The sequence below is a fragment of the Rugamonas aquatica genome (assembly GCF_009380215.1).
Taxonomy (GTDB): domain Bacteria; phylum Pseudomonadota; class Gammaproteobacteria; order Burkholderiales; family Burkholderiaceae_D; genus Rugamonas; species Rugamonas aquatica_B.
Genome location: NZ_WHUG01000008.1, coordinates 139,130 through 166,057 on the forward strand (window position 1 = coordinate 139,130; position 26,928 = coordinate 166,057).

The window sequence follows — 26,928 nt, forward strand, 5'->3', positions numbered from 1 at the left end:
CGCAAAACGCTATACAATTGCCACAAAAATAATTGAGGCATTTATGCAATTGCTGTTTTCGCTGCTGGGCACGGAGATCCTGACCGCGCTCGCCATGTTGTACCTTATGCTGGGCATGGCGTCGCTGGGCGTGGGCGTCAAGCTGCGCGCGCGGCCGCACAGCCAGTTGCGGGCGCAGGTCAATGCCTGGTGGTGGATCTTCCCGGTGGTCACGGTCAGCCTGCTGTTGCACCCGCTCGGCGCCACGCTGCTGGCGCTGTTGATCGGCCTGCTGGCCTTGCGCGAGCTGGCCCCGTTCGGCGCGCGCGGCTTTGTGCTGCCGGCCGCCGTCGTGTTCGGCAGCGCGCTGTTCCTGCCGGCGACGATAGCGCTGCTGGCGCTGCCGCCGGCCATCGCGGTGACGGCGGCGATCTTCCTGCGCAACCGCAGCCAGCCGGCGCTGGCGTGGCTGCTGTGGCTGGTGTTGTGCTACAGCTGCCGCTTCCTTCCGCTGTTCGACAGCCTGCCGCTGGAACCGCATGTGCGGCTGGCCTGGCTGTTCTACCTCTACGTGCTGACCGCGTTGAACGACGTGGCGCAATTCATCAGCGGCACCATCTTCGGCCGCCACCGCATCGCGCCCGGCATCAGCCCCAACAAGACCTGGCAAGGATTGGCTGGCGGCGTGGTGGTTACCTGCGCGCTGTCGCTGGCGCTGGGCCGCTACCTGCACCTGGCCGACGCTGTGCACCTGGCGGGCTTTGCGCTGCTGCTGTCGGTGGGCGGCTTCTGCGGCGACCTGATGTTCTCGGCCGCCAAGCGGGTATTGGGCGTCAAGGATTTCTCGCAACTGATACCCGGCCACGGCGGCATCCTCGACCGCGTCGACAGCCTGGTCGTCACGGCGCCGCTGCTGTATTTCCTCATCACTCATTTCCTGGGAAACTAATATGAAAGCTGAACGCTCACTGGCCTGGCGCACCACCGAATCCGGCTTCGACTGCAAGGACGGCGTGCGCCTGTTCTACCGCGCCTGGCAGCCATTGGCGCCGCGCCAGGACGGACCGCAGCGCGCGCTGGTGTTCCTGCATCGCGGCCACGAGCATTCGGGCCGCATCCAGCCGCTGGTGGAGCAGTTCGGCTACACGCAGGACTGGGCCTTCGCCTGGGACGCGCGCGGCCACGGCTACTCGCCCGGCGAACGCGGCGACGCGCCCAGCTTTGAAGCGCTGGTCGAGGACTTCGACACCTTCATCGCCCACATCGCCGCCACGCACGGCATCGCGCCGGAGAATATCCTGGTGGTGGCCAACAGCGTCGGCGCGGTGATCGCCGCCACCTGGCTGCACGACTACGCGCCACGCGTGCGCGGCGTCATCATGGCCGCCGCCGCGTTCGACATCAATCTGTACGTGCCGCTGGCCAAGCCGGCGCTGCGTTTCGCCCGCCGTTTCAAGCCGGAGCTGTTCGTGACCAGCTATATCCGCCCCGGCATGCTGACCCACTCGGCGCAGGAAGCGGCGGCCTACGCCGCAGATCCGCTGATCGCCAAGGCCATCTCCGCCTGTGTGCTGCTGGGCCTGGCCGATACCGCCAAGCGCATCGTGCAGGACGCCGCCGCCATCGATACGCCGGTGCTGATGCTCGCCGCCGGCAAGGACTATGTGGTGAAGGAAGGCCCGCAGCAGGACTTCTACCAGCGCCTGTCGTCGCCGCTGAAGCGCTATGTGCATTTGCCGGATGCGTTCCACGCGCTGTTCTACGAGCAGGACACCAGCGTGGCGCTGGAAGCGAGCCGCCAGTTCGTCGAGCAATGCTTCGAGCGCGCACCGACCGCGCCGTCGCACTACCTGAGCGCGGACCGCGACAGCCACAGCGCCCGCCAGTACGCGGCGCTGCAGGCGGGCCAGAGCTGCGGCCCGCTGGCCAAGGCCTGGTTCGGCATGCAGCGCGTGATGCTGGGCATGATGGGACCGGTCAGCAACGGCATGAAGATCGGCTTGCAGCACGGCTTCGATTCCGGCGCCTCGCTCGATTACGTCTACCGCAACCAGGCCGGCGGCCGCTTCCTGTTCGGCGGCATCATGGACCGGGGCTATCTGGACGCGGTGGGCTGGCGCGGCATCCGCCTGCGCAAGCGCCAGTTGCAGCAGATGCTGGGCGAACGCATCGCCGCCCACGACGGCAAGGCGCCGCTGCGGATACTGGACGTGGCCTGCGGCTCCGGCCGTTACGTACTGGAGACGGTCAAGCGTTTCCAGGACCGCGACATCGAAGTCACGCTGCGCGACTACACGCAGCACAACCTGGACCAGGCGCGCGCGTTGGCGCAGCAGCTGCAACTGCGCGCCGGCATCGACTACCAGCTGCGCGACGCCTTCAGCGCCGACAGCTACCGCGTGGAGGAGGGCGAGTACGACATCGTCATCGTCTCCGGCCTGTATGAGCTGTTCAGCGAAAACGCGCCGGTGGCCGCTTCGCTGCAAGGCATCGCCCGCGTGCTGCGCGCAGGCGGCCACCTGATCTACACCGGCCAGCCGTGGCATCCGCAGCTGGACATGATCGCGCTGACCCTGACCAGCCACCAGGGCAAGCCGTGGCAGATGCGTCCGCGTCCGCAGGTGGAGATGGATGGCCTGGTGGCGCATGCGGGCTGCCGCAAGGTCGCCACCAGCATCGGGTTGGAGGGGATCTTTACGGTGTCGCTGGCGCGGAAGCCCGCAGCGCCTGCCGCAGGCGATTAACGACGGTCCACGCCGACAGCGCGATCACCAGCGCCAGGACGCCGTGCAGCAGCAGCGGGGCGGCCTGCCAGGCGATCAGCAGGCCGAGCAGGCCGAACCAGAAGGCGCGGTCGCTCTTGCCCATCGGCCCGTCGAAGCGGCGCGCCGCGCCCACGCTGAGCGCCAGCACGCCGGCAAACTCCGCCAGCAGCGCGGCCGCCACGGCCAGCACCACCAGCGGCGCGTGCAGCACCAGCATGAAGGGCAGGTACAGCGCCACGTCCGAAACCTGGTCGCAGATTTCGTTGAGCAGGGTGCCGAGGCGGGTCTTCTGGCCGGTGGCGTTGGCCAGCATGCCGTCGATGGCGTTGAGCGCCATGCGCAGCAGCAGGACGCCGGCCAGGCCCGCCCACAGGCCGGCGCGCTGCGGCTGCATCGCCAGCGCCGCGCCGTAGGCCACCGACAGCAGCATCGTCGCCAGCGTGATTTGATTCGGCGTGACGCGGCAGCGCACCAGCGCGCGCATCAACGGTTGCAGCAGTTGCTGGAATTGGGGTTTCAACTGGTAGATCGAAAAGCTCATTGCTGGTAGTGCTCCTTGTAGAGTTGGGCGATTTGGCGGCTGCGCCGGTAGCCCATGGCGCAGTGCAGGTAAATGGCGCGGCCCTGCGCCGCGTGGGTGCTGATGGCCGCCAGTATCGGCCGGGCCGATTGCGCATCCGGCGCTTGCAGGTCCAGCATGGGGAAGTGATGATAGCTGCGGCCGCGCAGCGCGTGCGTCTCGCTCAGTTCATTGGACAGGTCGATGACGGCGCAATCGGCCGGCAGCTGCGCCGCTTCGGCCTCGGTCAGGCGGCGTCCCACCCACAGGCCTTCGCTGTGGCGCACGAACGGCGGCCGATGGCGCTCATGCCAGCGCACCAGCTGCCAGGTCAGCAGATAGCCGCACAGGTAGGGCGCGTACAGCATCCAGATCCACAAGGGATAACGGCCGTCGCGCTTGTGCAGGAAGGCCGCGTGATGGCGATAGTAGGCGCGCGCCACCAGCAGCAGGCTGGCGCCCAGGTACAGCCACCAGACGCCGCCCAGCGCGAACCAAGCCAGCGCCGCCAGACCGGCCAGCATCGCATAGCAGAACGCCACCGGCTTGCGGATATCGCCGTCGGACGGCAGCAAGTGCAGCGCCAGCGCGCCCAGTGCGGCGCCGCCGGCGACATCGAGCGCGTGGTGCTGGTAGGTGAACACGGTGCTCAGCGCCACCAGCATCAGCCACGCGGCCAGCGCGGCGCGCATCAACGCCGATGTGACGGCGCCGCGCAGGGCGGCCCAGAAGATCAGGCAGTAGGCCACGTGCAGCGAGGGCAGCTGGTTGTAGGGCCGGTCCATCGCCGCCAGTTGCGCGAACAGCCAGGCGGGCAGCGCGTCATCGACGGCGGGGCGGGGCAGCGAGAAGCGCAGCGGCCAGGCGGCGAAGACCAGGCAGGCGACGACGGTGGCAAACGCCACCCGGCGGCTCAGCGCCGACAGGCCGGCGCGGTCGCGCACCAGCAGAAAACTCAGTACGAAGAACAGGCCGGACGTCATGTACGGCAGCACCATCCACGGCAGGAAGGGCAGCGCCGCTTCCCATGCCATCGCGACGTTGCCAAGGTCCGCGTGGCGTTGCGCCAGGTAGTTGGTCAGCGGGTAGCAGACGCCGAACAATGCGCCGTTCAGCGCAAGCTGGGTAGCGCGTTGCTGTACGCTGGGCACTGCATCCCGGTTCATTGTCGCGCTGTCCTTGTGATAAACGATGTAATTGATGCATTATGTCACGCATGACCGACGCCGCGCGAGACCAAGCAGACCAATCAGATCAACGCTACCAACGATGCATGGTGCTGGCCGGAGGCGGCTTCCGCTTCGGCTACTATCTCGGCATGCACGCGGCGGCCATCGATGCCGGCAAGGAGCCGGATCTGTTGCTGGCCACCTGCGGCGGCTCGGTGGCCGGCGCCATCATCCGCAACCTGCCGGACAGCGCGGCGCGCAAGGCCTGGCTGGCGTCGCCGCAGATGTACGAATTTTTCAGCGGCCTGCGTTCCGGCCCGCGCGCCACGCCGCTGCGGGCGGTCGTCAGCATCGCGCTGCGGCGCTTGAACGGCGCGCGGGCGGCGCGCATTCCGGACCTGTTCAACGATTACCTGTTCGAGATTCCGCCGGTGCTGCCGCTGCCGCCCGAGCCGGCGCCTGCATCCGCATCCGCGCCGGCGCTGGCCATCCTCGGCGGCAAGCTGCTGTTCGGTCCCGACGAAGTAGGGCAGTTGCGGCATGGCCGCGCCATTTATCGCGTCACCTTGTTTGGCGACGCGCGCATCGCCGCGCTGGCGGCCGGCCAGCCGTCGGCCATCGGCCGCGATGGCTGGACCAACGCGGTCGCGCACGAGCTGGAGATCGACACCGCCATGTCCGTGGCCGACGCGGCCCGCATCTCGATTGCCGACATGGTCTACTTCCGCTGCCAGTCCGCCGCCGGCGCGGACTACACCGGCGGCGTGATCGATCTGTTCCCGATCGAGCTGGCGCAATGCCTGGCGCAGCACATCAGCATCGAAATGAAGCAGTCCTACGAGCAGTTCACCGCGATTCCCGCCCTGCGCTCGGTGTTCGGTTTCGACGCTAATCAGCGACTGCGCCATGTGCACGGCCAGTCGGTCGATGTGTGGATCGATACGTCCGATGTGAGCGAGGCCTTACGCGGCACCGGCGTCCGCAAGCGCATCGCGTGGCGCAGCAATCAGGTGAAGCTGGTGGCGCCGGCCAGCTACGAACAGTACGTGGCCGACGTGGAAGCCCAATGGCTGTACGGCTACCGGCGCGCGCAGGAGGCTTACGAGCTGGCCGCGCAAGGCCGTCGCGTCGCCATGCGCAACGAGGATAAGCACAACAAGGCTTCGACATGAACGTGATGATCATCGGCGGCACCAGCGGCATCGGCCTGGGACTGGCGCAGCACTATTGGCGGCAGGGCGCGCGTGTCGCCATCTGCGGGCGGCATCCGCGCAAGCTGGATGGCTCGCCGCTGCTGCTGGAGGAACGCATCAGCGTCCACGCCTGCGATATCGCCGACCGCACGGCGGTGGCGCACACGGTGGCGCTGGTGGCGGCCGATGGCCTGGACCTGTTGATCGTCACCGCCGGGCAGTACACCGATGCCGCCGCGATTGCGCTCGATCGCTCCAGCACCTTGCCGGTGCTGCGGGTGAATGTGGGCGGTCTCGATCACGCCTTCAGCGCGGCCGCCGAGGCGATGATGGCGCGCGGTCAGGGGCAACTGGTCGCGGTGGCGTCCATCGCGGGCTTGCAGCAGGATTATCCGGGCGGCTCGTTGTACAGCGCCAGCAAGCGCGCCGCCATCGCCATCTGCGACGCCTACCGCAAGGCGCTGGCGCCGTTCGGCATCGATGTCACCGTGATCGTTCCCGGTTACGTCGACACCGCGCGCCTGCGCGAGCTGAATAACGGCGACGCCAGCCGCAAGCCTTTCCTGATGTCCGAGCAGGAGGCGGTGCGGCGCATCGCCGACGCGATTGCGCGGCGCGACGAGCGCTGCGTCTTCCCCTGGCAGATGCATGCGCTGGTGCGCATCTTCAATCGATTGCCGGTATTTCTCAAACGGGTGCGCAAAAAGTAAGTTGCGCACGCTTGCGCGTCTTCGTTGACAAAAAATATTAATCAGAATATATTTTGAATACTGAATTGGAATCGTTTCCAATTCTAGTCAGCGACAGAGCCCGGGCATCGACCCGGCCGGCACGGAGACTGCAAGTACAAGAGAAACGCCTCGTAGCGATGGCGCCCCTGCGCCCATTTTTTCCTGCGCCGCGTCTCGTTCCATCTCCCTGTCCGCAAGCGGAATAGCCGGTGTTGCCGGCGAAGGTGCGGGCCGGACGGCCGTCCGGTTCGAAATGTGGAAGCATGGATACGAGGAGTCATACATTGTGAGAAAACAGAAATTCGTTCTGTCCGCCGTCGCCGCCGGCATCCTGATGGCATACGGCACGCAGGTGTCGGCCAGCGTCACCAGTCCCGTCATCGGGCCGCTGCTGTGGTCCGATGAATTCAACGGCACCACGCTCAACACTGCGGTGTGGACGGCGGTGGACGGCAACGGTTGCCAGATCAACCTGTGCGGCTACGGCAACCAGGAGCTGGAGTACTACAGCCCCAACAATCTCTCCATCGTCAACGTGCCGTTCGAGCCGAACACGCGGGCGCTGGCGATCAAGGCGCAGAACCAGACGGTGGGCAGCAACGTCTTCACTTCCGGCAAAATAGGCTCCTTCGGCAAGGTGCAGGTGCAGTACGGCATGGTCGAGATCCGCATGTCGACGCCGCCGCTGGGCACCGGCTTGTGGCCGGCCGCGTGGATGCTGGGCGTCAGTCCGCAGAGCTGGCCGCGCAACGGCGAGATCGACATCATCGAGATGGGCCACAAGGCCAGCAGCCGCGCGGCGGCGGGCTCGCCGACGCCGGCCATCGACAACTTCGTCGGCTCCAACATCATCACCTGGCAGCAGGCCGCCTGCGTGCCGGGCAACGAGAGCTGCGCCGCCTCGACCGCGTGGCAGACCAAGAACTGGTACACGCCGAGCCAGTCGCTGGCCAACCGCTTCGTCATCTACCGCCTGTACTGGACCGACACGCAGATGCGCTTCACGGTGGTGGACAACGGCGTCGAGCGCGACATGTACAACAATCCGCTGCCGGTCAACTCGACTTCATTGCAGGCGCCGTTCTACCTGCTGTTCAACCTGGCCGTTGGCGGCAACTTCACCGACGCGGCCACGCCGGCGCAGGTGACGGCGCCGCTGCCCGGCACGATGTACGTCGACTATGTGCGCGTGTACCAGCTGGACGGCAAGGGCACGGTCAAGCTGGGCAGCCAGACCACGCCGGAGGTGGGCAAGTTCGGCGTCTTCACCGACAACACCGTGGTCAACAACAAGCTGGCGGCGGGCACCACCTCCGACATCTTCGTGTGGAACAACGCTTCCGTCACGCCGGGCAATCTGCCGCCGTACGAGGGGAGCAATGTGATGGCGTGGAGCTTCAACACGCCGGGGCAGTGGTTCGGCGGCAGCGTGGAGTCGCGCCAGGCGCGGGACATGAGCAACTTCCGCAATGGCACCATGAAGCTGAAGATCAAGATTCCGGCCAATGTGGCCTTCACGGTGGGCGTGCAGGATACCTACACCAACCAGAACGCGGTCAAGTTCCCGGCCAATGCCACGACCTATGGCCTGGTACGCAACGGCGACTGGGGCACGGCGACGATACCGGTGGCCGACCTGGCCGGCAGCAAGGTCGCCTTGCAGTCGATGCTGGACCTGTTCCAGATCGCCAGCGACGGCGCCGCGCTGCCGAGCTCGGCATTCCAGATGGCGATCGATGACATCGTCTGGGATACCGGCGTGCCGACGCCCACACCAACGCCGACTCCCACGCCAACCCCGACACCCACGCCAACTCCTACGCCGACCCCAACGCCCACGCCAACTCCAACTCCGGCCGCACAGCAAACCAGCGCGACGATGTTGAAGTTCTCGCTCGCATCGAGCAGCTGGGCGGACGTGCACTACACCGTCAACGGCGGCGGCCAGTTGAACGTGCGGATGACGCAGAACGCCGGCACCAACAGCTACACCGCGAGCGGCCTGAAGATCGGCGACGTGGTGAACTACAGCTTCACCTACTGGGACGCGGCGCATAACTACGCCGTCGACACAGCGCAGCAAAGCTACACGATGAAGTAAAACCCCAGGGGTCAAGTCTGACATTTGGACATGAACTCAACCGTAGCGAACAGTTACGGCTGCGCTCGTGTCCAAATGTCAGACTTGACCCCGGATTTTGCACAACTAAATCCCCAAAGACTGAACAAACAACGCCATTCTGTCGCCCTATAAAAATGCCACAATCCACAACGGGATCTGGGGTACAATTATTTGAACGATCGTGCTTTTTTAGCGGGATCATAAGAATATGGAGACAGCATGGATTTGAACTATTCGGCGGCGGATCTGGCGTTCCGTGACACGGCGCGCGCTTTTCTCGACGCTAACCTGCCCAGCGATCTGCAGAAGAAGGTCCGCAACCATCTGCGCCTGAATCGCCAGGACTACGTGCGCTGGCACCAGATCGTCGCCCGCCAGGGCTGGGCCGCGCCGGCCTGGCCGGTCGAACACGGCGGCCCGGGCTGGACCGCCACCCAGCGCCACATCTGGGAAGAAGAGTGCGCCCGCGCCGGTACGCCGCCCATCCTGCCGTTTGGCGTCAACATGGTGGCGCCGGTTATCATGGCTTTCGGTAACGAGGCGCAGAAGGCCCACTATCTGCCGCGCATCCTCAGCTGCGAGGACTGGTGGTGCCAGGGTTACTCCGAACCCGGCTCCGGCTCCGACCTGGCCTCGCTGAAGACCACCGCCGAACGCGACGGCGATCACTACATCGTCAACGGCCAGAAGACCTGGACCACGCTGGCCCAGCACGCCGACATGATCTTCTGCCTGGTCCGCACCGATAGCACCGTGCGCAAGCAGGAGGGCATCTCCTTCCTGCTGATCGACATGAAGACCCCCGGCATCACGATCCGCCCCATCATCATGCTCGATGAAGACCACGAGGTGAACGAGGTCTTCTTCGACAACGTCAAGGTGCCGGTGCAAAACCTGATCGGCCAGGAAAGCAAGGGCTGGACCTACGCCAAATACCTGCTGGGCCACGAGCGCACCGGCATCGCCGCCGTCGGCCGCTCCAAGCGCGAGCTGCTGTTCCTGAAGAAGATCGCCTCCGAACACTACAAGCACGGCAAGCCGCTGCTGCAGGATCCGGTCTACGCCGCCAAGGTGGCCAGCCTGGAAATCGAATTGATGGCGCTGGAAACCACGGTGCTGCGCGTGATTACCCGCGAGTCGCACGCGCCGGGCCCGGAAGCGTCGCTGCTGAAGGTGCGCGGTTCGGAAATCCAGCAACTGCTCACCGAGCTGATGGTCGAGGCCCTGGGCCCGGACGCGCTGCCCTTCGATACCGACTACCTCGAAGGCAAGGCCGACCATGCCGTCACCGGCGATGACGCCGCCGCGCCGCTGGCCGGCTACTACTTCAATTTCCGCAAGACGTCGATCTACGGCGGTTCGAACGAGATTCAGAAAAACATCATCACCCAGATGATCCTGGGACTGTAAGGGGCAGCGATGGATTTTAATTTGAAAGAAGAACAGCAGCAGTTCGCCGACGCCCTGCGCCGCTGGGTCGACAAGGATTACGGCTTCGACGTGCGCCACCGCATCGTGCATTCGGCATCGGGCGTGTCCGACCTGGCCTGGAACACGCTGGTCGAACTGGGCATGACGGCGCTGCCGGTGCCGGAAGAGCAGGGCGGCTTCGACGGCAGCGCGGTCGACCTGTGGGTGGTGATGCAGGAAATCGGCCGCGGCCTGGTGGTCGAGCCTTACTTCGCCACCGTCTGGGGCGCGCAATTCCTCAAGCTGGCCGGTAACCAGCACCATCTGCTGGAAGAAGTCGCCAGCGGCGAGCTGAAACTGGCTTGCGCGCTGGGCGAGAAGCACTCGCGCCATGAGCTGTCGGACATCAAGACCATCGCCAGCATCAACGGCGAAGGCTACCGCATCGACGGCACCAAGACCGTGGTGATCCACGGCGCCCAGGCCGGCGCGCTGATCGTCTCGGCCCGCAGCGCCGGCGCCCAGCGCGACACCAACGGCATCAGCCTGTTCGTGGTGCCGGCCGATACGCCGGGCGTGATCGTGCGCGACTACCGCACCATCGACGGCCAGCGCGCCGCCACCGTGCAGTTCAGCCATGTGGCGGTGCCGGCCTCGGCGCTCCTGGGCAAGCTGGGCGGCGGCTGGGAGATGCTGGACGAGGCGGCCGACTACGGCGCCAGCCTGCTGTGCGCGGAAGCGGTCGGCGCGATGGATGCGCTGTTCGCCGCCACGCTGGACTACCTGAAGACGCGCAAGCAGTTCGGCACGCCGATCGGCGGCTTCCAGGCGCTGCAGCACCGCATGGCCGATATGTACATCCATCTGGAACAGGCGCGCTCGATGGCGATGCTGGCGGCGGCCCGCATGTCCTGCGGCGACGCCGAGGAACGCCGGCGCGTGGTGTCGGCGGCCAAGGTGCGGGTCGGCCAGGCGTCGAAGTTCCTGGGCCAGCAGGCGGTGCAGCTGCACGGCGGCATGGGCGTCACCGACGAACTGCCGGCCGCCCACCACTTCAAGCGGCTGGGCATGATCGAGCTGACCCTGGGCGATGTCGACCACCACCTGGAGCGCTTCATCGCCCAGCGCGGCTTCCAGCAGCATTCCTGATGCGCAGCTTCGCCAACCTGGCGGCCATGAAGGCCGAGATCGGCAATGAGGTGGCGGTGTCGGACTGGGTGGAGATCACCCAGCAGCGCATAGCCCTGTTCGCCGACGCCACCAGCGACCATCAGTGGATACACACCGACCCCGAACGGGCGGCGCGCGAATCGCCGTACGGCGCGACGGTGGCGCACGGCTTCCTGACGCTGGCGCTGCTGCCGGCCTTGCTGGTCAACGCGCTGCACATGGTGGACATGACGATGGGCCTGAACTACGGCCTGAACAAGGTGCGCTTTCCGGCGCCGGTGCCGGCCGGCAGCCGGGTGCGGGCGCGGCTGACCATCGCCGCCATCGACGATATCGCCGGCGGCGCGCAAATCCTGTGGGCGGTGGTGGTGGAGCGCGAGGGCGGCGACAAGCCGGTCTGCGTCGCCGAGTTCCTGATGCGCCGCGACTAAGGCGTCACGGTCGTGCAGTGGCGGTTGCGGCCGCCCTGCTTGGCGAGGTAGAGCTGCTTGTCGGCCAGCCGTATCAAGGCGTTGGCGTCGGTGGCGTCGAGCGGCGGCATCACGGTGCACACGCCCAGGCTGACGGTCACGTGCGGCGCAGTCGTCGAGGCCGCATGCGGCACCGCCAGCCTGCCGACCTCGTCGAGGATGCGGCGCGCCACCACGTCGGCGCCCTCGGCCGCTTCCTGCGGCAACAGCAAGATGAATTCCTCGCCGCCGTAGCGCGCCAGCATATCCTGCGGCCGCGACGCGCAGCGCGCCATCGCCGCGCTCACCTGTTGCAGGCACAGGTCGCCCGCCTGGTGGCCGTAGTGGTCGTTGTACAGCTTGAAGTGGTCGATGTCGATCATGATGACCGACAGCGGCAGGCCGGCGCGCGCGCAGCGGCGCCATTCGGCGTCGAGGGTGTCGTTGAAGCTGCGGCGGTTGGCCACGCCGGTCAGGCCGTCGGTCATGCTCAGTTCGCGCATGGCGTCGGCCTGGCGCTTGATGGTCAGCTGGCTGCGCACGCGGGCGCGCACCACCGCCACGTTGAAGGGCTTGCTGATGAAGTCGACCGCGCCCGCTTCCAGCGCGCGGGTTTCGTCTTCCGGCTGGCTCAGCGCGGTGACGAAGATCACCGGGATGTCCTGCAAGCGCGGCGAGGCCTGCAGCGCCGCGCACACCGCGTAGCCGTCCATGCCGGGCATGACGGCGTCCAGCAGGATCAGGTCGGGCTGCTGCTCCAGCGCCAGTTCCAGCGCCTTCTCGCCGTCCAGCGCGAACAGCACTTCATGCTCGTCACGCAGGGCGTGGTGCAGGATCTGGATGTTTTCCATGGCGTCGTCGACCACGAGTATGCGTCCATTCCTGGCCAGGTCGGTCCAACTCATGCACTTTCCTTTCGCTGCAACATGTCTTCCACCATTTTCTGCGCCGCCTTGAAGTTCAGCGTTTCGACCGCCTCCGCCAGAGCCCGAACCGGCTCCGCCGCGGACAGCGCGGGCCGCAGCTGCTGGAAATGCTCCAAGGCTTTCAAGTTGTTATTCTGAAGCAAACTTTGCAACTCCGCCAGCTTTTGCGGCAAGTCATGCGCGACCGTGTTGCTGGCGGGCTGGTCCGCAGCCGGCGCCGACAGCTGGCGGGCGCCGTCCGCCACCCGTTGCAGCGCCTGTTCCAGCGGTTCCAGCGCGGCCAGCAGCACGGCCGCGCCGGCGTCCTGGCGCAGGGCCGTCTCGACCGCTGCGGTCAGGCCGGCGACCTCGCCGGCGCCCAGGTTGGCGGCCACGCCGCGCACCTTGTGGCAGCAGGCCTGCGCTTCGGCCAGCCGGGTCTCGCTGTCGCTGGCGAACAGCCGCGCCAGCGACGTGGCGGCGTCGCCGTAGTCGGTGGCGAAGCGGTGCAGCGCCTGGTGGTATTTGACTTCGTCGCCGGACCAGCGCTGCAGGCCGGTCTTCTGGTTCAGCACGCGGGCGCGCGCCGGCGCGTCGGCCGCGGCCGGCGCCTGCTCCAGCGGCGGCAGCGCCATCACGCGGGCGATCTCGTGCGACAGCGCATACCAGTCCACCGGCTTGGAGGCGAAGCCGTTCATGCCGGCGGCGGCGGCGGCCTCGCGGTGCGCGGCCAGCACGCTGGCCGTCATGGCGACGATGGGGACGGCCGGCGCGCCGGCTTGCCGCTCGCGGGCGCGGATGGCGCGCGTGGCGGCCAGGCCGTCCATCTGCGGCATCTGCATGTCCATCAGGATCAGGTCGTAGCTGCGCTCGGCCGACATGCGCAGCGCGGCGGCGCCGTCGCCGGCGCGCTCCAGCGTGTGGCCGCGCTTGTTCATCAGCAGGGTCAGCAGCTCCAGGTTCTGCGGCACGTCGTCGGCCGCCAGCACGCGCAGCGGCGGCAGCGGATAGGCGGTGCGCTCGGCGCTCTGGCTGCCGTCGTTGCGGGCCGGCTCCAGCGGCAGCGTCAGGTGGAAGGTGGTGCCCACGCCGGGCGTGCTCTCGGCCCACAGCTTGCCGCCCATCAGCGCCACCAGCTGGCGGCTGATGGTGGTGCCCAGGCCGGTGCCGCCGAAGCGCCGCGTCATCGAGGGGTCGGCCTGGGTGAAGGGATCGAAGATCGCTTCCAGCCGCTCCGGCGCGATGCCGATGCCGGTGTCCTGCACGGCGATCTGCAGCTGGCCCTGGGCCGCGCCGGCGCGCAGGCTGATGGTGCCGGCGGCGGTGAACTTGATGGCGTTGTCGAGCAGGTTGCCGAGGATCTGGCGCATGCGCAGCTCGTCGCCGTGCAGCCAGGCCGGCAGCGACGGGGCGTAGACGATGTCGATGGCCAGGCCCTTGCTGCGGGCGTTGCTGCCGAAGGTGGAGGCCAGTTCGTCGATCAGGCCGAGCAGGCTGTAGTCGTCCGGCTCCAGCTCCACCGCGCCCTTGTCCAGCTTGGCGGTGTCGAGGATTTCGTTGAGCAGGCGCAGCAGCGAGCGGCCTTCCTTGCGCACCGTGTCCAGGTGGCGCCGCTGGCTGTCGTCGAGTTCGGTGTCCAGCAGCACGTCGGTGAAGCCGAGGATGGCGTTCATCGGCGTGCGGATTTCATGGCTCATGTTGGCGACAAAGCTGGCGCGCGCGGCGGCCGCCTGCTCGGCCGTCTCCTTGGCCTTGCGCAGCTGCTGCTCCATCTGGCGGCGCTCGCTGATGTCGAGGATGACGCCGTCGATCCAGCGCAGTTCGGGATCGCTCTCGTCCTGGGTGACGGCGCCGTGCTCCCACATCCAGCTGGTGTGGCCGTCGGCGTGGCGCAGCCGGTACTCGACCTGGTAGGCGCTCAGTTCGTCGACGGCGCGGTCGATCTCGGCCTCGACGCCGGCGCGGTCTTCCGACACGATCAGGCTGCCCAGCGTGCGGCTGCGGCCGTCGCCGACGAAGTCGCTGGCCGGGTAGCCGGCCAGGCGCTCGATGCCGTCGCTGACGAAGGCCGGCGGCGCGTCGAAGCGCATGCTGCTGCGGAAGGAGATGCCGGGGATGTTGCCGATCAGCGAGCGGAACTGCTGCTCGCTGTCGCGCAGCGCCTGCATGATGGCGCGCCGTTCGCTGATGTCGGTGATGAACAGCACGAACAGGTCGCGCTCGGCCAGCCGCGCGTGGCCCAGCGCGCGCCGGATCGGCACTTTGCTGCGGTCCTTGCGCAGCGCGATCACTTCGCTGCCCTGGCCGGGGATGGCCGAGTTCTCGGTGCGCAGGTAGTTGAGCAGGCCGTCCTGTTCGGAGCGCTGGGTGTCGTCCATCAGCAGGCGGATGTTGCGGCCGACGATTTCATCGCGGCGCCAGCCGAAGATGCGCTCGGCCGAGGCATTGAATTCATGGATCACGCCGGCGCGGTCGACGGTGACCACGCCGTCGATGGTGGTGGTGAGCAGGGCGCGCATCCAGGCTTCGCTCTCGCTTTTCTGGCGGAACAGTTCGCGGTAGCGCAGCAGGCCGTTGGCCGACATGATGAAGATGGTGATGGCGACCGTGATCAGCGAGATCGCCAGCGCCAGGAAGGTGCTGCTTTGTTCGGGCGCGGCGCCGCTCTGCGGCTGGCCGGCGAAGCGCGCGGCCGCCATGCCGGTGTAGTGCATGCCGGCGATGGCGCAGCCCATGACGGTGGCGCTGATTACACCCAGCACGCTGGACGGCAGGCGGGTGTGCAGGCGCAGGCCGAAGCGCACCCACAGCGCCAGCGTGGCCAGCACCACGGCCACCACGATGGACAGGCCGAACATCATGGGATCGTAGTACAGGTCGAAGGCCATGCGCATCGCGGCCATGCCGGTGTAGTGCATGGCGCCGATGCCGGCGCCGACCAGCAGGCCGCCGGTCAGCAGCGAGCCGGTGCCGAGCTGGCGGCGGCTGATGATGGACAGCGCGATGCCGGAAGCGGCCAGGCTGGGCAGCACGGACAGCATGGTGACGACGTGGTCGTAGTCGACCGCCGTGCACAGGTTGAAGGCCAGCATGCCGATGAAGTGCATGGCCCAGACACCGCAGCCCAGCGCTAGGCTGCCGGTGCCGAGCATGATGGCGCGCAGGCCGCGGCTCTTGCTGGACTGGGCCTGGGCGACCACCTGCAATCCCATCCATGAGGAAAAGATGGCTATCAAGATGGAAAGCAGTACCAGGGTCGGCGTGTAGCTGCCGTATTGGATCAGCGTGGGATCGGCGGGGCGCGCGAACAGCTGCAGGAGAGTATCGAGATTCATAAGGTTTCCGCTGATGCGAACTGGGCACAGCAGAAACCTTATCACATAAAATCCGGGGTCAGGTCTGACATTTGGACACGAGCTCAACCGTAACATGCGTTAGGGTTGAGCTCGTGTCCAAATGTCAGACCTGACCCCGGATTTAATCAGGATTTGGCGAAGGCCAGGAAATCGGCGTTGAACTGTTCCTTGTGGGTGTCGGTCAAACCGTGCGGCGCGCCAGGGTAGGTAATCAGCTTGGCGTGCTTGACGATGGCGGCCGAGGCGCGGCCGGCGGCGTTGATCGGCACGATCTGGTCGTCCTCGCCGTGGATCACCAGCGTCGGCTTGTCGAACTTTTTCAGGTCGTCGCGGAAGTCGGTTTCGGAGAAGGCCTTGATCGAGTCATAGGTGTTCTTGTGGCCGGCCTGCATGCCCTGCGCGTACCAGGCGTCGATGATGCCCTGCGACGGCTTGGCGCCCGGACGGTTGTAGTTGTAGAACGGACCCGAGGCGATGTCCAGGTACAGCTGCGCGCGGTTGGCGACCGAGGCGGCGCGGATGCCGTCGAACACTGCGATCGGCAGGCCGCCCGGATTGCTGTCGGTCTTCAGCATCAGCGGCGGCACGGCCGAGATCAGGCCCAGCTTGGCGATGCGCTTGGTGCCGTGACGGCCCACGTAGCGCGCCACTTCACCGCCGCCGGTCGAGAAGCCGGCCAGGATGATGTTGTGCAGATCCAGCGCTTCGATCAGCTGCGCCAGGTCGTCGGCGTAGTGGTCCATGTCGTTGCCGTCCCAGGGCTGGCTCGAACGGCCGTGGCCGCGGCGGTCATGGGTGATGACGCGGAAGCCGTTGTTGGCCAGGTGGAAGGCGGCCGATTCCCAGCTGTCGGCGTTCAGCGGCCAGCCGTGGCTCAGGATCACCGGCTGGCCGGCGCGCGGGCCCCAATCCTTGTAGTAGATCTCGACGCCGTCGCGGGTGGTGATGGTGCTGCCGTGCTTTTGCACCTTGGCGCCGGCGCCTGCTGCATGGCTGTCGCTGCTGACGGTGGCCAGCGGCAGGGCGGCCACGGCGGCGGCTGCGCCGACCATGGCGGAACGGCGGGATGGATTGACTTGCGGGCTTGCGCTGCTGGACATGATGACTTCCTATGAGGGTGAGTGATGAAGCCATGGTAGGGCGGTTTTTCCACGCCGGGAACGCCCATACGTGCAATCCCGGATTGCGACTTTGCACATACCGCGATGGGGGCGCCGCCGTCTCCGTCCAAGGGGAGAGCCGGGGCTTAAGACTTGCATGATTGCATTCTTTGCAAAACTCCATATACTTGGCGAGCTGATCCGCATATCGACGGATCTCACCTATGGGATGTGTAGAGACGATGGCTTTCCTGACCAAGAAGAAGATCGCGCTGGCCGTCGGCCTGCTCGTTATCGGCGGCGCCAGCGCCGCCTGGTACTCCAAAAGCAAGGCCCCGGTGGTCGAGGCGCCGCGCTTCCGCGTGGCCGCCGCCGACACCGGCAACATCACGCAGACGGTGACGGCCACCGGCACCATCAACCCGGTGGCGCTGATTAACATCGGCTCGCAGGTGTCGGGCACGGTGAGCGAACTGAAGGCGGATTTCAACGACCACGTGCAAAAGGGCCAGGTGCTGCTCAAGCTGGACCCGACCATCTTCAACGCCCAGATCCGCCAGGTCGAGGCGCAACTGGCGTCGGCGCGGGCCAGCCTGCGCCTGGCGCAGGCCACCCACCAGCGCAACCAGACGCTGGTGACGCAAAGCTTCATCTCGCCGCTGGCGCTGGACCAGTCCAAGCGCGAGGTCGACGTGGCCCAGGCCAATATCCAGCTGGCGCAGGCGCAGCTGGCGCGCGCCCAGGCCGACCTCGACAACAGCGTGATCCGCTCGCCGATCGACGGCGTCATCATCAAGCGCACGGTGGACCTGGGCCAGACCGTGGCCGCCTCGTTCACCACGCCGACCTTGTTCCAGATCGCCCGCGACCTGACCAAGATGCAGATCGACACCAGCGTTTCCGAGGCCGATGTCGGCGCGCTGAAGGATGGGCAGGCGGCCCGCTTCGTGGTCGACGCCTATCCGGACAAGGAGTTCGAGGCGCGCATGCGCCAGTTCCGCCTGGCCGCCAACGTGGTGCAGAACGTCGTCACCTACAACGTGGTGCTGGACGTGGACAACAAGGAAGAGCTGCTCAAGCCGGGCATGACGGCCCAGGTGCGCCTGCTGGTCGGCAACCGCCAGCAGGTGCTGCGCATCCCGACCGCCGCGCTGCGCTTCCGTCTCAGCGACGAGGAAGTCGAGAAGCAGGCCAAGAAGGACAAGGCGGCCGCCGCCAAGGCCGGCAGCGCCAGCGCGTCGGCCGCCGCCGTGGCCGTGGTCGAAGCGCCGCAGGAGGATGACGCCGCCTTCCGCAGCAAGAGCGAACTGGCGCGCTCGTTCAAGATCTACACCATGGACGACAAGAACAACCCGGTGGCCAGGGATATCAAGATCGGCCTGTCCAACTTCCGCTACACCGAGGTGGTGGGCGGCGAGCTGAAAAAAGGCGACAAGGTCATCACCCGCGCCATCAATGAAAAGCCGGGTGATCTGTGACGACGGCGCCGCAACTGCTGATCGATATCCGCCAGGTCACCAAGAGCTATTTCTCCGGCAACGTCGAAACCCAGGTCTTGTTCGGTATCGACCTGGCCGTGCCGCGCGGCGACTTCCTGGCGGTGATGGGACAGTCCGGCTCGGGCAAGTCGACGCTGATGAATATCTTCGGCTGTCTCGACCAGGCCACCGGCGGCAGCTACCACCTGAACGGCGTCGACACGCTGACCCTGTCGCGCGCCGAGCTGGCGAGCATCCGCAACCGCACCATCGGTTTCGTGTTCCAGAGCTTTAACCTGATCAAGCGCATGAGCGTGGCGGAGAACGTGGCGCTGCCGCTGATCTACGCCGGCGTGTCGCGCTCGAAGGCGCACGCCAAGGCGCTGGTGGAGCTGGAGCGCGTGGGCCTGAAGGATTATGCCAAGCGCACGCCCAACCAGCTGTCCGGCGGCCAGCAGCAGCGGGTGGCGATCGCGCGCGCGCTGGTGGGCGATCCGCCGCTGATCCTGGCCGACGAGCCGACCGGCAACCTCGATACGCAGACCAGCATCGAAATCATGCGCTCGTTCCAGCAACTGAACGAGGAACGCGGCATCACGATTTTGCTGGTGACGCACGAACCGGACATCGCGGCCTACAGCAAGCGGCTGATGCGCCTCAAGGACGGCCACGTGCTGTACGACGGCCCGGCCGCCGAGGGCCTGCGGCTGATGTCGCAGAGCCATGACGCGCTAACCGTATAAACCATATAAAACAATCATGAATCCTTTACAGATAGTGGTAGAGGCGTTTCGCTCGATGATGGCGAACCGCCTGCGCACGCTGCTGACCATGCTGGGCATCATCATCGGCATCACCTCGGTGGTGCTGCTGCTGGCTGTCGGCGACAGCATGAAGCGCTTCATCGCCAAGGAGCTGGAACAGCTGGGCACCAACATGCTGTTCGTCTCGCCCGGCGGCGACCGCGCGCAGCAGCAACGCATGCGCACCGGCGCGGCGCCGGCGCTGACCATGGCCGATGCGGCGGCGCTCAACGCGCTGCCGTCGCTGGCCGGCGCGGCCGGTGTGCTGCAGGGCGGCTTCAACCTGGCGGTCGGCAACGAGAACGCGTCGAAGACGGTGCACGGCGTGACGCCGGCCATGTTCAAGATCCGCGGCTGGAAGATCGACAAGGGCAGCGCCTTCAGCGACGCCGATGTGCGCGCCGCCTCGCGCATGGTGGTGATCGGCAAGAAGATCGCCGACCAGTTCTTCTACAAGGTCGACCCGCTGGGCAAGTACATCCGCATCGAGAACGTGTCCTTCCAGGTGGTGGGCGTGCTGTACGGCGAGGGCAAGCAGGTCGATGGCGGCGACCTGGCCGACTACGTGCTGGTGCCGATCACGGCCTCGGCGGCCAACCTGGTGCGGCTGCCGTTCCCCGGCAATGTGCATTACGTGGTGGCGCAGGGCAAGTCCGGCGGCAATCTGCAGGATGCGATCCAGGACATCAATGAAACGCTGCGCGACCGCCATCACATCAAGTTCGAGCAGCCGGACGATTTCCGCATCGATAACCTGGCCTCGTTCGCCGAGACCGCGCAGAAGATCAGCGCCGGCCTGGCCGCGCTGCTGGGCTTGATCGGCGCGATCTCGCTGATCGTCGGCGGCATCGGCATCATGAACATCATGCTGGTGTCGGTGACGGAGCGCACCCGCGAGATCGGCATCCGCATGGCGATCGGCGCCAAGCCGCGCGACGTGCTGCTGCAGTTCCTGACGGAGGCGGTGGTGATCTGCCTGGTGGGCGGCATCTTCGGCATCATGCTGGCCACCGGGGCGGCGGCCGCCATCACCTCGACCGGCAAGTTCGACGTGTTCATCACGCTGCAGGCGGTGGTGGTGGCGTGCGGCTTCTCCAGCCTGGTGGGGGTGTTCTTCGGCTTCTATCCGGCGCGTCGCGCGTCGCGCCTGCTGCCGGTCGATTGCCTGCGCTACGAGTAGATCAGTAGTCGAACTTGGTGCTGCGCGGGGAAGTCTTGAAGAAGGATGGGGCGGCCTCGCGCTCCTGCTGTGCCTGTTCGCGGCGCAGCTTGGCTTCGAGTTTTTTCTGGGCGATGCGCTCGTTGTGCTCGTCCACGCGCTGCTGCATGGCGCGGCCTTGCTTGCTGTTCTGCAGCAGGCTGAATTTCTGCAGCATGGCGGCGGCCCAGATCAGGAACACCACGAGCAGGGCCAGCAGGTAGCCGGCCTGCCAGATGCCGTAGTTCTGGCTGATGATGGGGAACAGCGGACTGGCGTCCTCCAGCCAACCCTGGCCCAGCACGCCGCAGATGGCCGCCAGCACGCCCAGCGACAGCGTCTTGACGATCAGCCAGCGGCTGGCCTTGACGCGCGACTCCCAGAATTGCAGCGGGGCTTCGAGTTGGTCGGTGGGTATGGTCATAACGATAAGCTTGCGTTCGGGGGATAGGGCGGCAGGTATTATGTCATATTTTCCACCGAGAAACTAAACCCGCATTGAGCCAGCGCAAACAAAACGGCCCGGTCCCCTGTGCGGGGCCGGGCCGTTGTTGCGTGCGGGGTGCTTAGTTCTTCTTGGCGATCTCGTTGCCGACGTAGGCGCCGCCGACCACACCGGCGATGGTGGCTGCGGTCTTGCCTTTGCCGCCGCCGACCTGGTTGCCGATCAAGCCGCCGACCACCGCGCCTATGCCCATGCCGAGCGGGCTGTTCTGTGCGACCGGGGCCGGGGCCGGAGCCTGCGCCACCGGCGCGTTTTGGGCGCTGTAGTCGTTATGGCTGACGTTGCGGGCCGGGGCGTCGCGGTGGTGCACCACGGTGCGGTGTTCAACCACGGCCGGGCGGGTTTCCTGCTGCGTCTGGGCGGCCAGCGGCTGGCCATTCATCGGCTGGCCGTTCATCGACTGGGTCGTTGCCGGCGCGACGTTGGCGGCGACCGGCGTGTTGTCCGGGGTGGCATGGGAGCTCGGCAGCAGGCCGGCGATCGACGCGGCGCCGACCAGGCTGACCAGGGTCAGGGATACGGCGGCTACGGCCATCAGTGGGTGGATGCGGGTGGTTTGAGTGGTCGTCATTTTTATTCTCCAATATTGCGCCACGGTGGCGCTTGCCCATATAACGGGCTGGAGAACAAAGCCGGTGACGCAGAAAGTGTATCCGGCGTAAGCAGATGTTACGGCGCGCCGCGGGCGGCGTTGCGGCGCTCCAGCCATTCGCGGCCGCCGCCCTGGTCCAGCGCCCGGGCGATGACGGCCGGCGGCAGGCTGTAGACCGTGGCCCAGCTGGCGCGGCCGTCGCCGGTGTTGGATGGGAAGCTGCTGGTCTCGACCGGCCAATGGTATTTGCGCTTGAGCGCCTTGACGATGGCGGCCAGCGAGGTGCGGCCTTGCAGCGGCGGGGCGCCGGTCTGGTCGGCGTCGGAAATCAGCACGGCGAGCACGGCGCCGCGCGCGGTCAGTGGTCCGGGGAAGATGGGGAGTTTGGCGGAAGGCATCGCGCCATTTTACCGGACAGCACCACGAGGTGCGGCACTGTCCGGCGTTTGCCAAGGATGTTGCTTAAGCGGCGTGCTCAGCTTTGGCTTTGCGTTTGCGTGCCAGGCCAACCAGGCCCAGGCCGGCGCCCAGCATCAGGTAGGTGCTAGGTTCCGGCACGGCTGTGACCGACAGGCTGTCGATGCCGATGTAGTTGGAATTGTCACCGAACGGGCCGCCGTCCTCCACCGAGTAGTGGAAGGCGAAGGCGCCGCTGGTGGCGCCGGACAGGCCGCTCAGCGTCACGCTGTACTTGGTCCATTCCTCAGGGTAGCCGCCCACGTCCTGGCCGCCGTTCACCGACAGCAGCAGGCTGCTGAACGAACCGACGCTGCTGGCGGTATTGCCGACATTGGTGCCGCCGACGTTGCTGAAGCGTACTTCCAGGCGGTCAGGCCAGGACGAACCGTCAACGGTGCGGGTGTAGAACGACAGGGTGTCGCCGTTGTGGTAGGTCGAGGTTGGCAGGATCAGCCAGTTGCTGATGGTGGCCACGCCGGCACCGTTGTTGAAGTTGGCGCCGATGTAGGAATTGGCTGCCCCCTGGTACGAACCGAATACGGCCGGATTACCCTGGAACCAATCGGTCGAACCCAGCGGATCGCTGTTATTGACCACCGTCCAGCCGGCAGGCACGCCGCCGTCGAAATTCTCGGTGAGCGCGTTGGCCGAAGCGGCGCCTGCGCTCAAAACGGATGCCAGGAACAGCGAGGAAATCACAGCAGATTTAAACGAAACAGCCATTTCTACACCTCCATCAAGCAATCTAATGAAATCCGGCGAAGCCCCCGCCACGCCGGGCCATGCAATCTTTTACAGATGAGCTTGCATGATTCAAAGATAACATAAGCACAATAAAAATATGAAAATTTAAACAATTTTGCATATGATTTATATGATTTAGGACAAAAACAACAACGGTGGGGTGGTGGTGCGCTGGCATGCCGGCTGCGGAGACCCCAAGCGGGCAAGCACGCTGACGATCATGTGTTGATGCAACAAAAAACCCGCTATGCTTCGCAGCATGCGGGTTAGAAGTTTGATGATACTTGATAACACTGTTGGGTGGTGCGGGAGCCGGAACCTCGACTTCAAAGCGAGGCCGCCACTAAAGGCGGTCTATACGGCTGAGCGGAAAATACCGTCAAAAATACCGTCACTTGAATTCGCGTTCGCGGTTCCTTTCGCAGGAACCCAATGATTTCATTGAAGATTTTAGTCCTTGCCTGATCGATTCGCAAGCACCCGCGCGACGCTGGCGGAGGTGATTCTGCTTGCCCTGGAGCTAAGCTTGATTAAGTCTAGCTCGCCGTTCGCTACCATCCGGTAGACCGTCGCGTGGGAAATTTCCAGCAGGGCCATGACGCTGGTGATCTTGTACAACATCGGTATTCGTTCTGGCTTGAGTTGGGCTGGATTGTGGTTCGGAGGATTTTTCATTTTGGCTCCGGGAAAGTTAAGTTGACTGTGGCTGACCTTGCCATTTTGATCTGCTTAGTTGGCGAAGGATTGAGGCAACGCAGTACACTCATAGGTAAAGTAGCTATGCGTCATTTTTCACGTATCAGATCGTTGTGCTGCTGAAGTCGGTAATTCCAGGCGCCGGCGCATGAGATATGCCGACAGGTGAAAGACATCTGGCCAGGCACCGGGCTGAGCATCCAAGCCAACATGGCGTCTCGTTCGCGGCTGCGGTCGGCGCGCCTCTGGCTAGTATTGAATGCGGCAAGGCTGCCGTGTCGGCGCCAGTGACCGCAGTCGGCTTGCTTCGCCTAAATAATCGACGCCGCTTGATACGGCTCATCGTGTATCGGCACAGTCCGGCTACAGTGGTAGACGAAGTGCCGTCGGGCTAGGAGCAAGCCATGTTTTCGTTTCACTCAAACGTGGCTTGCCCTGCGGGGCTGCTCTCGCTACGCTCGTCTGACTGCATTCGCTCCGCTCACCAAAGCCGGCCAGGTCGCGTGATGAATACCGATCTCACTCCCCGCAAGTCCAAAGGCGGCCGCCGCAAAGGCGACCCTGCCGCTGTCCGCACCGCCGTCATCGGCGTGCGCGTCTCTGCCAGCGAATACATCACGCTGTGCGAACGGTCCGCCGCCATGCACATGAAACCGGCCCAATGGCTGCGGGCCGCCGCGCTATCCAGGCGTTTGCCATCTCCTCCCGTAGCGGCGATCAATCGAGAACAGTACGTCGAACTGGCGCGCTTGGCCGCGAACCTGAACCAGCTCACGCGCCTGGCCAATGAGGGGCGCAAGGTGACGGTGGCCGATGCCTTGCTGGCGCGCTTGCTGACGGAGACGCGGCGCTTGCGCCAGGCCTTGCTCGGCGTGGAGGTAGTCGACGATGATCGCTAAGGCTGTCAAAGGGCGAGGCTTTCGTGGCGCTCTCGATTACGACTTGAACAAAGAGCAGGGCCGCGTGATCGACACCAATATGAGCGGCACGACAGCGCGAGAACTGGCGAAGGAACTCGGCGAGGTCCGCAAGCTGCGGCCCAAGCTGGGCAAGGCGGTGCTGCATGTGTCGCTGTCGGCGGCACCGGGCGAGCATCTGAGCGATGAGCAGTGGCAGCAGGTGGCGCAGCGCTACCTGCACGGCATGGGGCTGGAGAACAATCAGTACCTTGTGACGCGCCACATGGACACTGAGCACGAGCATATTCACCTGCTGGTGAACCGCGTCCGCTTTGATGGCGGTGTCACATCCGACAGCCATGACTACCGCCGCCAGGAGACGCTGATGCGCGCCATCGAGCGCGAATTCGATTTGCAGCGCGTGACGCCGTCAGTTGCAGCCCAGCGCCACGCGTTGACCAAGGGCGAGATCGAGGAAGGCTTGCGCACCGGCGTGCCATCGACGCGCCAGCGCTTGCAGCAGCTGTGCGATGGCGCGGCCGCCCATTGCCACAGCTTCAGTGAATACGCCGAGCGCCTGGCGGCGGTTGGCGTCGAGCTGGTGCCAGTCACGCAGCTGGAGGGCCGCAAGATGTCGGGTCTGTCGTACCGGCTGGACGGCGTGATGATGAAGGGCAGCGACCTGGGGAAGGGCTACAGCCCGATGGGGCTGGCGAAACGCGGGGTGAGCTATGACAAAGAGCGAGACGGTGCGGCAGTTGGCCGCTGCCTCGAACGCGGCGCGGGTGGAAGCGCTGAACCAACAAATCGAGAGCTTGCGTCAGGCGAAGCTGACCAGCGCGGAAGAACTGGCGACGCTGTTGGAGCCGCTCGCACAGGCGATGGCGGCGTTGACGGACGAGACGAGGGTGAGCCTGGAGCAGATCGGGCAGCACAGCCGGGCGCAGGGCGAGCAATTCCGGACGCAGGTCGAGATGGCGATCATGTCGTGGCGCAACGCGACGGTAGCGGCCGAGAAGGCAGCCGAACGACTGGACCAGGCGGGGCGGCGGATGGAAGTGAGTCATTACCTGATAGCGCTGTTGACGGGAATGGTGACAGGGCTGCTCGTGAGCGTATTCTGGCTTTGGCTGGCGCCAGCGCCGACGGTCCAGAACACGCTGGACGCGAAGGTGGTCGCAGAACTGCTGCGGCCCGAGATCGCAGCGCTGAAGCCGCGCAAAGGCAAATAACGGCGATGGGCGTTGATCATTTCGTGGTGACGCTGGTGGACGCAAAGCAGGGCAAGCAAGAGGAACGGCGCTGGCGCAAGGCGGAAGTGATCAAGAGCGTGGCATGGCTCAAGCGCATGAACGCACGAGGATACGATGTCTGGATACGGCCCGACGGCGAGCATGGGCTTGTGCTCTTGGGGGGATTGAAAAAGGATGACTTGCGGACACTGCGTGAACGGGGTTTCGCCCCTGCCACAGTTGTGGAGACTGGCCGGGACGAGTACCAGGCGTGGGTGAAGTTATCCCAGCGCCCTCTGGACGCGCCTTTACGCGGCCGAGCGGCGGAAGGGCTGGCGCAAGGCCTGGGACGACACGGCGCGAAAGCCATTAGTCGCACCGATGGTCGATTGGCGGGATTCACAAACCAACAGGTGCAGAGGCGACGTGAACAGCATCCATACGTACTGGTGGAGGAATGCGGTGGCCGGCTTGCGCCATCGGCGGCAACTTACCTCACGCGCTTGCAGCCGGATGACAACAAGGCTTTAGAGACCAATCGTGACCGGCAACGTAATCGGTCACTCGGTCCTCAACGCTAGAGAAATACAGGTTTTAATCAAATTTTAACTCTCTCAGTTCAGGCGACCGGTGGCTTTCGTCCCGATCAGACGGTCGTCATTTGCTGAAATTGACAATAGGTACCGTTGTCGCGAAGGCTACGTTCGAGCATATCATGCACAACACCATCGAACTTATTCCCTCCGAGACAGGGTATGTCACTAGAATAGATCGATAAATTTTTTTAGCTCCATCGAGCGATATTTTGCCTTACTCAAATGTTCAATAATTCTTGGAGCATATTTTGGCATCCGGTATTGTTTCTCTGATTTTTTCAATACACCTTTTTCAACGGCATAACCTAGTTGTACTAGTTGCAACTGCGGATCTGCGATTGTTTCATAATCTTTAAGGGAATTCGCGGGTAAACCTAGTCTTGTGTTTGAATATGTAGCTACGATCCAAATCTCAGTTGACTGTGTCGTCAAAATATAATGAGTAGTCGCTAACCCTGAATTGGTTCCAAGCCATTGATCAATGGCATTACTGCACCAAGCCTTATCGCCAGGGACACCGCCCTGGCCCTCAAATTTAATAAAATTCGCAATGTCCGTATCTATTTGAATGATAAGACCATCAGCTTTGTGCATGCGCATATAAAATTCAAGGGGATTACCCTTTGTTTTCAATTTGCCGTGGCGCATGCACCAATTTTTCACCTCAGTCCAACCTTGTGGAGGATATGTATTCGACGTCGCATCCTTTGCAGGGGAGATTTCAACAATCTTTCCGCCTAAATGTTCTGCGATCTTATTGAGAATAACAATATCAGTCGGGCCTTCACAAACAAGAAGATATTTCTTTGTCATCGCTG

Annotated in this window: 25 protein-coding genes and 1 pseudogene; 15 read left to right on the top strand and 11 right to left on the bottom strand. The window is 64.9% G+C overall.

Going from position 1 to position 26,928, the window contains the following annotated elements; all coding sequences use genetic code 11:
- Positions 1 to 43 precede the first annotated feature (43 nt).
- Together GEV02_RS19830 and GEV02_RS19835 are read left to right on the top strand one after the other, a co-directional pair.
- Positions 44 to 928, top strand: coding sequence for a phosphatidate cytidylyltransferase (locus tag GEV02_RS19830; RefSeq protein WP_152839635.1), 885 nt, complete (start codon positions 44 to 46; stop codon positions 926 to 928).
- Between the two features lies 1 nt (position 929).
- Positions 930 to 2,723 (top strand): bifunctional alpha/beta hydrolase/class I SAM-dependent methyltransferase, encoded by a 1,794-nt coding sequence (locus GEV02_RS19835; protein WP_152839637.1) that lies wholly within the window; start codon positions 930 to 932, stop codon positions 2,721 to 2,723.
- Here the strand turns inward: GEV02_RS19835 and GEV02_RS19840 are convergent.
- Positions 2,674 to 3,285 (bottom strand): CDP-alcohol phosphatidyltransferase family protein, encoded by a 612-nt coding sequence (locus GEV02_RS19840; protein WP_152839638.1) that lies wholly within the window; start codon positions 3,283 to 3,285, stop codon positions 2,674 to 2,676. The two genes, GEV02_RS19835 and GEV02_RS19840, sit on opposite strands and share 50 nt — an antisense overlap.
- Positions 3,282 to 4,469 carry a phosphatase PAP2 family protein gene (locus GEV02_RS19845; RefSeq protein WP_152839640.1) on the bottom strand — a complete coding sequence of 396 codons (1,188 nt, stop codon included), beginning with the start codon at positions 4,467 to 4,469 and terminating at the stop codon, positions 3,282 to 3,284. The genes GEV02_RS19840 and GEV02_RS19845 overlap by 4 nt, the downstream gene beginning before the upstream one ends.
- A 107-nt stretch (positions 4,470 to 4,576) precedes the next feature.
- On the opposite strand from GEV02_RS19845, the gene GEV02_RS19850 reads away from it, so the two are divergent.
- From GEV02_RS19850 to GEV02_RS19875, 6 genes are all read left to right on the top strand, one after another.
- Entirely contained in the window at positions 4,577 to 5,644 is a 1,068-nt protein-coding gene (locus GEV02_RS19850) for a patatin-like phospholipase domain-containing protein (RefSeq protein ID WP_235922843.1), read from the top strand.
- On the top strand, positions 5,641 to 6,375 hold the full coding sequence (locus GEV02_RS19855; protein WP_152839642.1) for an SDR family NAD(P)-dependent oxidoreductase: 735 nt from the start codon (positions 5,641 to 5,643) through the stop codon (positions 6,373 to 6,375). Before GEV02_RS19850 ends, GEV02_RS19855 begins: the two co-directional genes overlap by 4 nt.
- Positions 6,376 to 6,682: 307 nt before the next feature.
- The gene (locus tag GEV02_RS19860; RefSeq protein ID WP_152839644.1) at positions 6,683 to 8,497 is read left to right on the top strand and encodes a glycoside hydrolase family 16 protein; all 1,815 of its coding nucleotides are present in this window, start codon (positions 6,683 to 6,685) and stop codon (positions 8,495 to 8,497) included.
- Positions 8,498 to 8,737: 240 nt separating this feature from the next.
- Positions 8,738 to 9,928: an acyl-CoA dehydrogenase family protein gene (locus tag GEV02_RS19865; protein WP_152839646.1), complete on the top strand. Its 1,191-nt coding sequence runs from the start codon at positions 8,738 to 8,740 to the stop codon at positions 9,926 to 9,928.
- A gap of 9 nt (positions 9,929 to 9,937) precedes the next feature.
- Positions 9,938 to 11,077: an acyl-CoA dehydrogenase family protein gene (locus GEV02_RS19870; RefSeq protein WP_152839648.1), complete on the top strand. Its 1,140-nt coding sequence runs from the start codon at positions 9,938 to 9,940 to the stop codon at positions 11,075 to 11,077.
- Positions 11,077 to 11,529 (top strand): MaoC family dehydratase, encoded by a 453-nt coding sequence (locus tag GEV02_RS19875; RefSeq protein WP_152839650.1) that lies wholly within the window; start codon positions 11,077 to 11,079, stop codon positions 11,527 to 11,529. Before GEV02_RS19870 ends, GEV02_RS19875 begins: the two co-directional genes overlap by 1 nt.
- Here GEV02_RS19875 and GEV02_RS19880 read toward each other — a convergent pair.
- The 3 genes from GEV02_RS19880 to GEV02_RS19890 form a co-directional block, all read right to left on the bottom strand.
- Positions 11,526 to 12,452: a diguanylate cyclase domain-containing protein gene (locus GEV02_RS19880; RefSeq protein ID WP_152839651.1), complete on the bottom strand. Its 927-nt coding sequence runs from the start codon at positions 12,450 to 12,452 to the stop codon at positions 11,526 to 11,528. The genes GEV02_RS19875 and GEV02_RS19880 overlap by 4 nt on opposite strands.
- A complete protein-coding gene (locus tag GEV02_RS19885; protein ID WP_235922844.1) occupies positions 12,449 to 15,787 on the bottom strand; it encodes an MHYT domain-containing protein in 3,339 nt (1,112 codons plus the stop codon). Before GEV02_RS19885 ends, GEV02_RS19880 begins: the two co-directional genes overlap by 4 nt.
- Positions 15,788 to 15,933: 146 nt before the next feature.
- Positions 15,934 to 16,908: an alpha/beta fold hydrolase gene (locus tag GEV02_RS19890; protein ID WP_152839653.1), complete on the bottom strand. Its 975-nt coding sequence runs from the start codon at positions 16,906 to 16,908 to the stop codon at positions 15,934 to 15,936.
- Between the two features lie 242 nt (positions 16,909 to 17,150).
- Between GEV02_RS19890 and GEV02_RS19895 the strand changes: the two genes are divergently transcribed.
- Genes GEV02_RS19895 through GEV02_RS19905 form a run of 3 tightly spaced genes read left to right on the top strand, consistent with a single transcriptional unit; the run spans position 17,151 to position 20,369 of the window.
- Positions 17,151 to 18,386, top strand: a complete 1,236-nt coding sequence (locus GEV02_RS19895; RefSeq protein WP_152839655.1) for an efflux RND transporter periplasmic adaptor subunit — start codon at positions 17,151 to 17,153, stop codon at positions 18,384 to 18,386.
- A complete protein-coding gene (locus tag GEV02_RS19900; protein ID WP_328595871.1) occupies positions 18,383 to 19,129 on the top strand; it encodes an ABC transporter ATP-binding protein in 747 nt (248 codons plus the stop codon). The genes GEV02_RS19895 and GEV02_RS19900 overlap by 4 nt, the downstream gene beginning before the upstream one ends.
- 55 nt (positions 19,130 to 19,184) lie before the next feature.
- The gene (locus GEV02_RS19905) at positions 19,185 to 20,369 is read left to right on the top strand and encodes an ABC transporter permease (RefSeq protein WP_152807038.1); all 1,185 of its coding nucleotides are present in this window, start codon (positions 19,185 to 19,187) and stop codon (positions 20,367 to 20,369) included.
- Between the two features lies 1 nt (position 20,370).
- Here GEV02_RS19905 and GEV02_RS19910 read toward each other — a convergent pair whose 3' ends face one another.
- The 5 genes from GEV02_RS19910 to GEV02_RS19930 all read right to left on the bottom strand — a co-directional run bounded on the left by GEV02_RS19910 (position 20,371) and on the right by GEV02_RS19930 (position 23,362).
- Entirely contained in the window at positions 20,371 to 20,811 is a 441-nt protein-coding gene (locus tag GEV02_RS19910) for a hypothetical protein (RefSeq protein WP_152839657.1), read from the bottom strand.
- Positions 20,812 to 20,953: 142 nt separating this feature from the next.
- Positions 20,954 to 21,463 carry a glycine zipper 2TM domain-containing protein gene (locus GEV02_RS19915; RefSeq protein ID WP_152839659.1) on the bottom strand — a complete coding sequence of 170 codons (510 nt, stop codon included), beginning with the start codon at positions 21,461 to 21,463 and terminating at the stop codon, positions 20,954 to 20,956.
- Positions 21,464 to 21,561: 98 nt separating this feature from the next.
- Positions 21,562 to 21,882 carry a hypothetical protein gene (locus GEV02_RS19920; protein ID WP_152839661.1) on the bottom strand — a complete coding sequence of 107 codons (321 nt, stop codon included), beginning with the start codon at positions 21,880 to 21,882 and terminating at the stop codon, positions 21,562 to 21,564.
- 64 nt (positions 21,883 to 21,946) lie between these two features.
- Positions 21,947 to 22,666, bottom strand: coding sequence for a choice-of-anchor J family PEP-CTERM protein (locus GEV02_RS19925; RefSeq protein WP_152839663.1), 720 nt, complete (start codon positions 22,664 to 22,666; stop codon positions 21,947 to 21,949).
- Between the two features lie 471 nt (positions 22,667 to 23,137).
- Positions 23,138 to 23,362, bottom strand: coding sequence for a helix-turn-helix transcriptional regulator (locus GEV02_RS19930; RefSeq protein ID WP_152839665.1), 225 nt, complete (start codon positions 23,360 to 23,362; stop codon positions 23,138 to 23,140).
- A 527-nt stretch (positions 23,363 to 23,889) separates the two neighbouring features.
- Between GEV02_RS19930 and GEV02_RS19935 the strand changes: the two genes are divergently transcribed.
- From GEV02_RS19935 to GEV02_RS33375, 4 genes and pseudogenes are all read left to right on the top strand, one after another.
- Positions 23,890 to 24,282, top strand: coding sequence for a plasmid mobilization protein (locus GEV02_RS19935; RefSeq protein WP_152839667.1), 393 nt, complete (start codon positions 23,890 to 23,892; stop codon positions 24,280 to 24,282).
- Positions 24,272 to 24,685 (top strand): annotated as a pseudogene (locus GEV02_RS33830) (relaxase/mobilization nuclease domain-containing protein); the annotation flags it as partial. The gene GEV02_RS19935 and the pseudogene GEV02_RS33830, both read left to right, overlap by 11 nt.
- Before the next feature lie 478 nt (positions 24,686 to 25,163).
- Entirely contained in the window at positions 25,164 to 25,514 is a 351-nt protein-coding gene (locus tag GEV02_RS33370; protein WP_235922855.1) for a mobilization protein, read from the top strand.
- A 5-nt stretch (positions 25,515 to 25,519) separates the two neighbouring features.
- Positions 25,520 to 26,095 carry a DNA-primase RepB domain-containing protein gene (locus GEV02_RS33375; protein WP_235922856.1) on the top strand — a complete coding sequence of 192 codons (576 nt, stop codon included), beginning with the start codon at positions 25,520 to 25,522 and terminating at the stop codon, positions 26,093 to 26,095.
- 180 nt (positions 26,096 to 26,275) lie between these two features.
- On the opposite strand, the gene GEV02_RS19945 is transcribed toward GEV02_RS33375, so the two are convergent.
- Positions 26,276 to 26,923 carry a hypothetical protein gene (locus tag GEV02_RS19945; protein WP_152839671.1) on the bottom strand — a complete coding sequence of 216 codons (648 nt, stop codon included), beginning with the start codon at positions 26,921 to 26,923 and terminating at the stop codon, positions 26,276 to 26,278.
- Positions 26,924 to 26,928 lie beyond the last annotated feature (5 nt).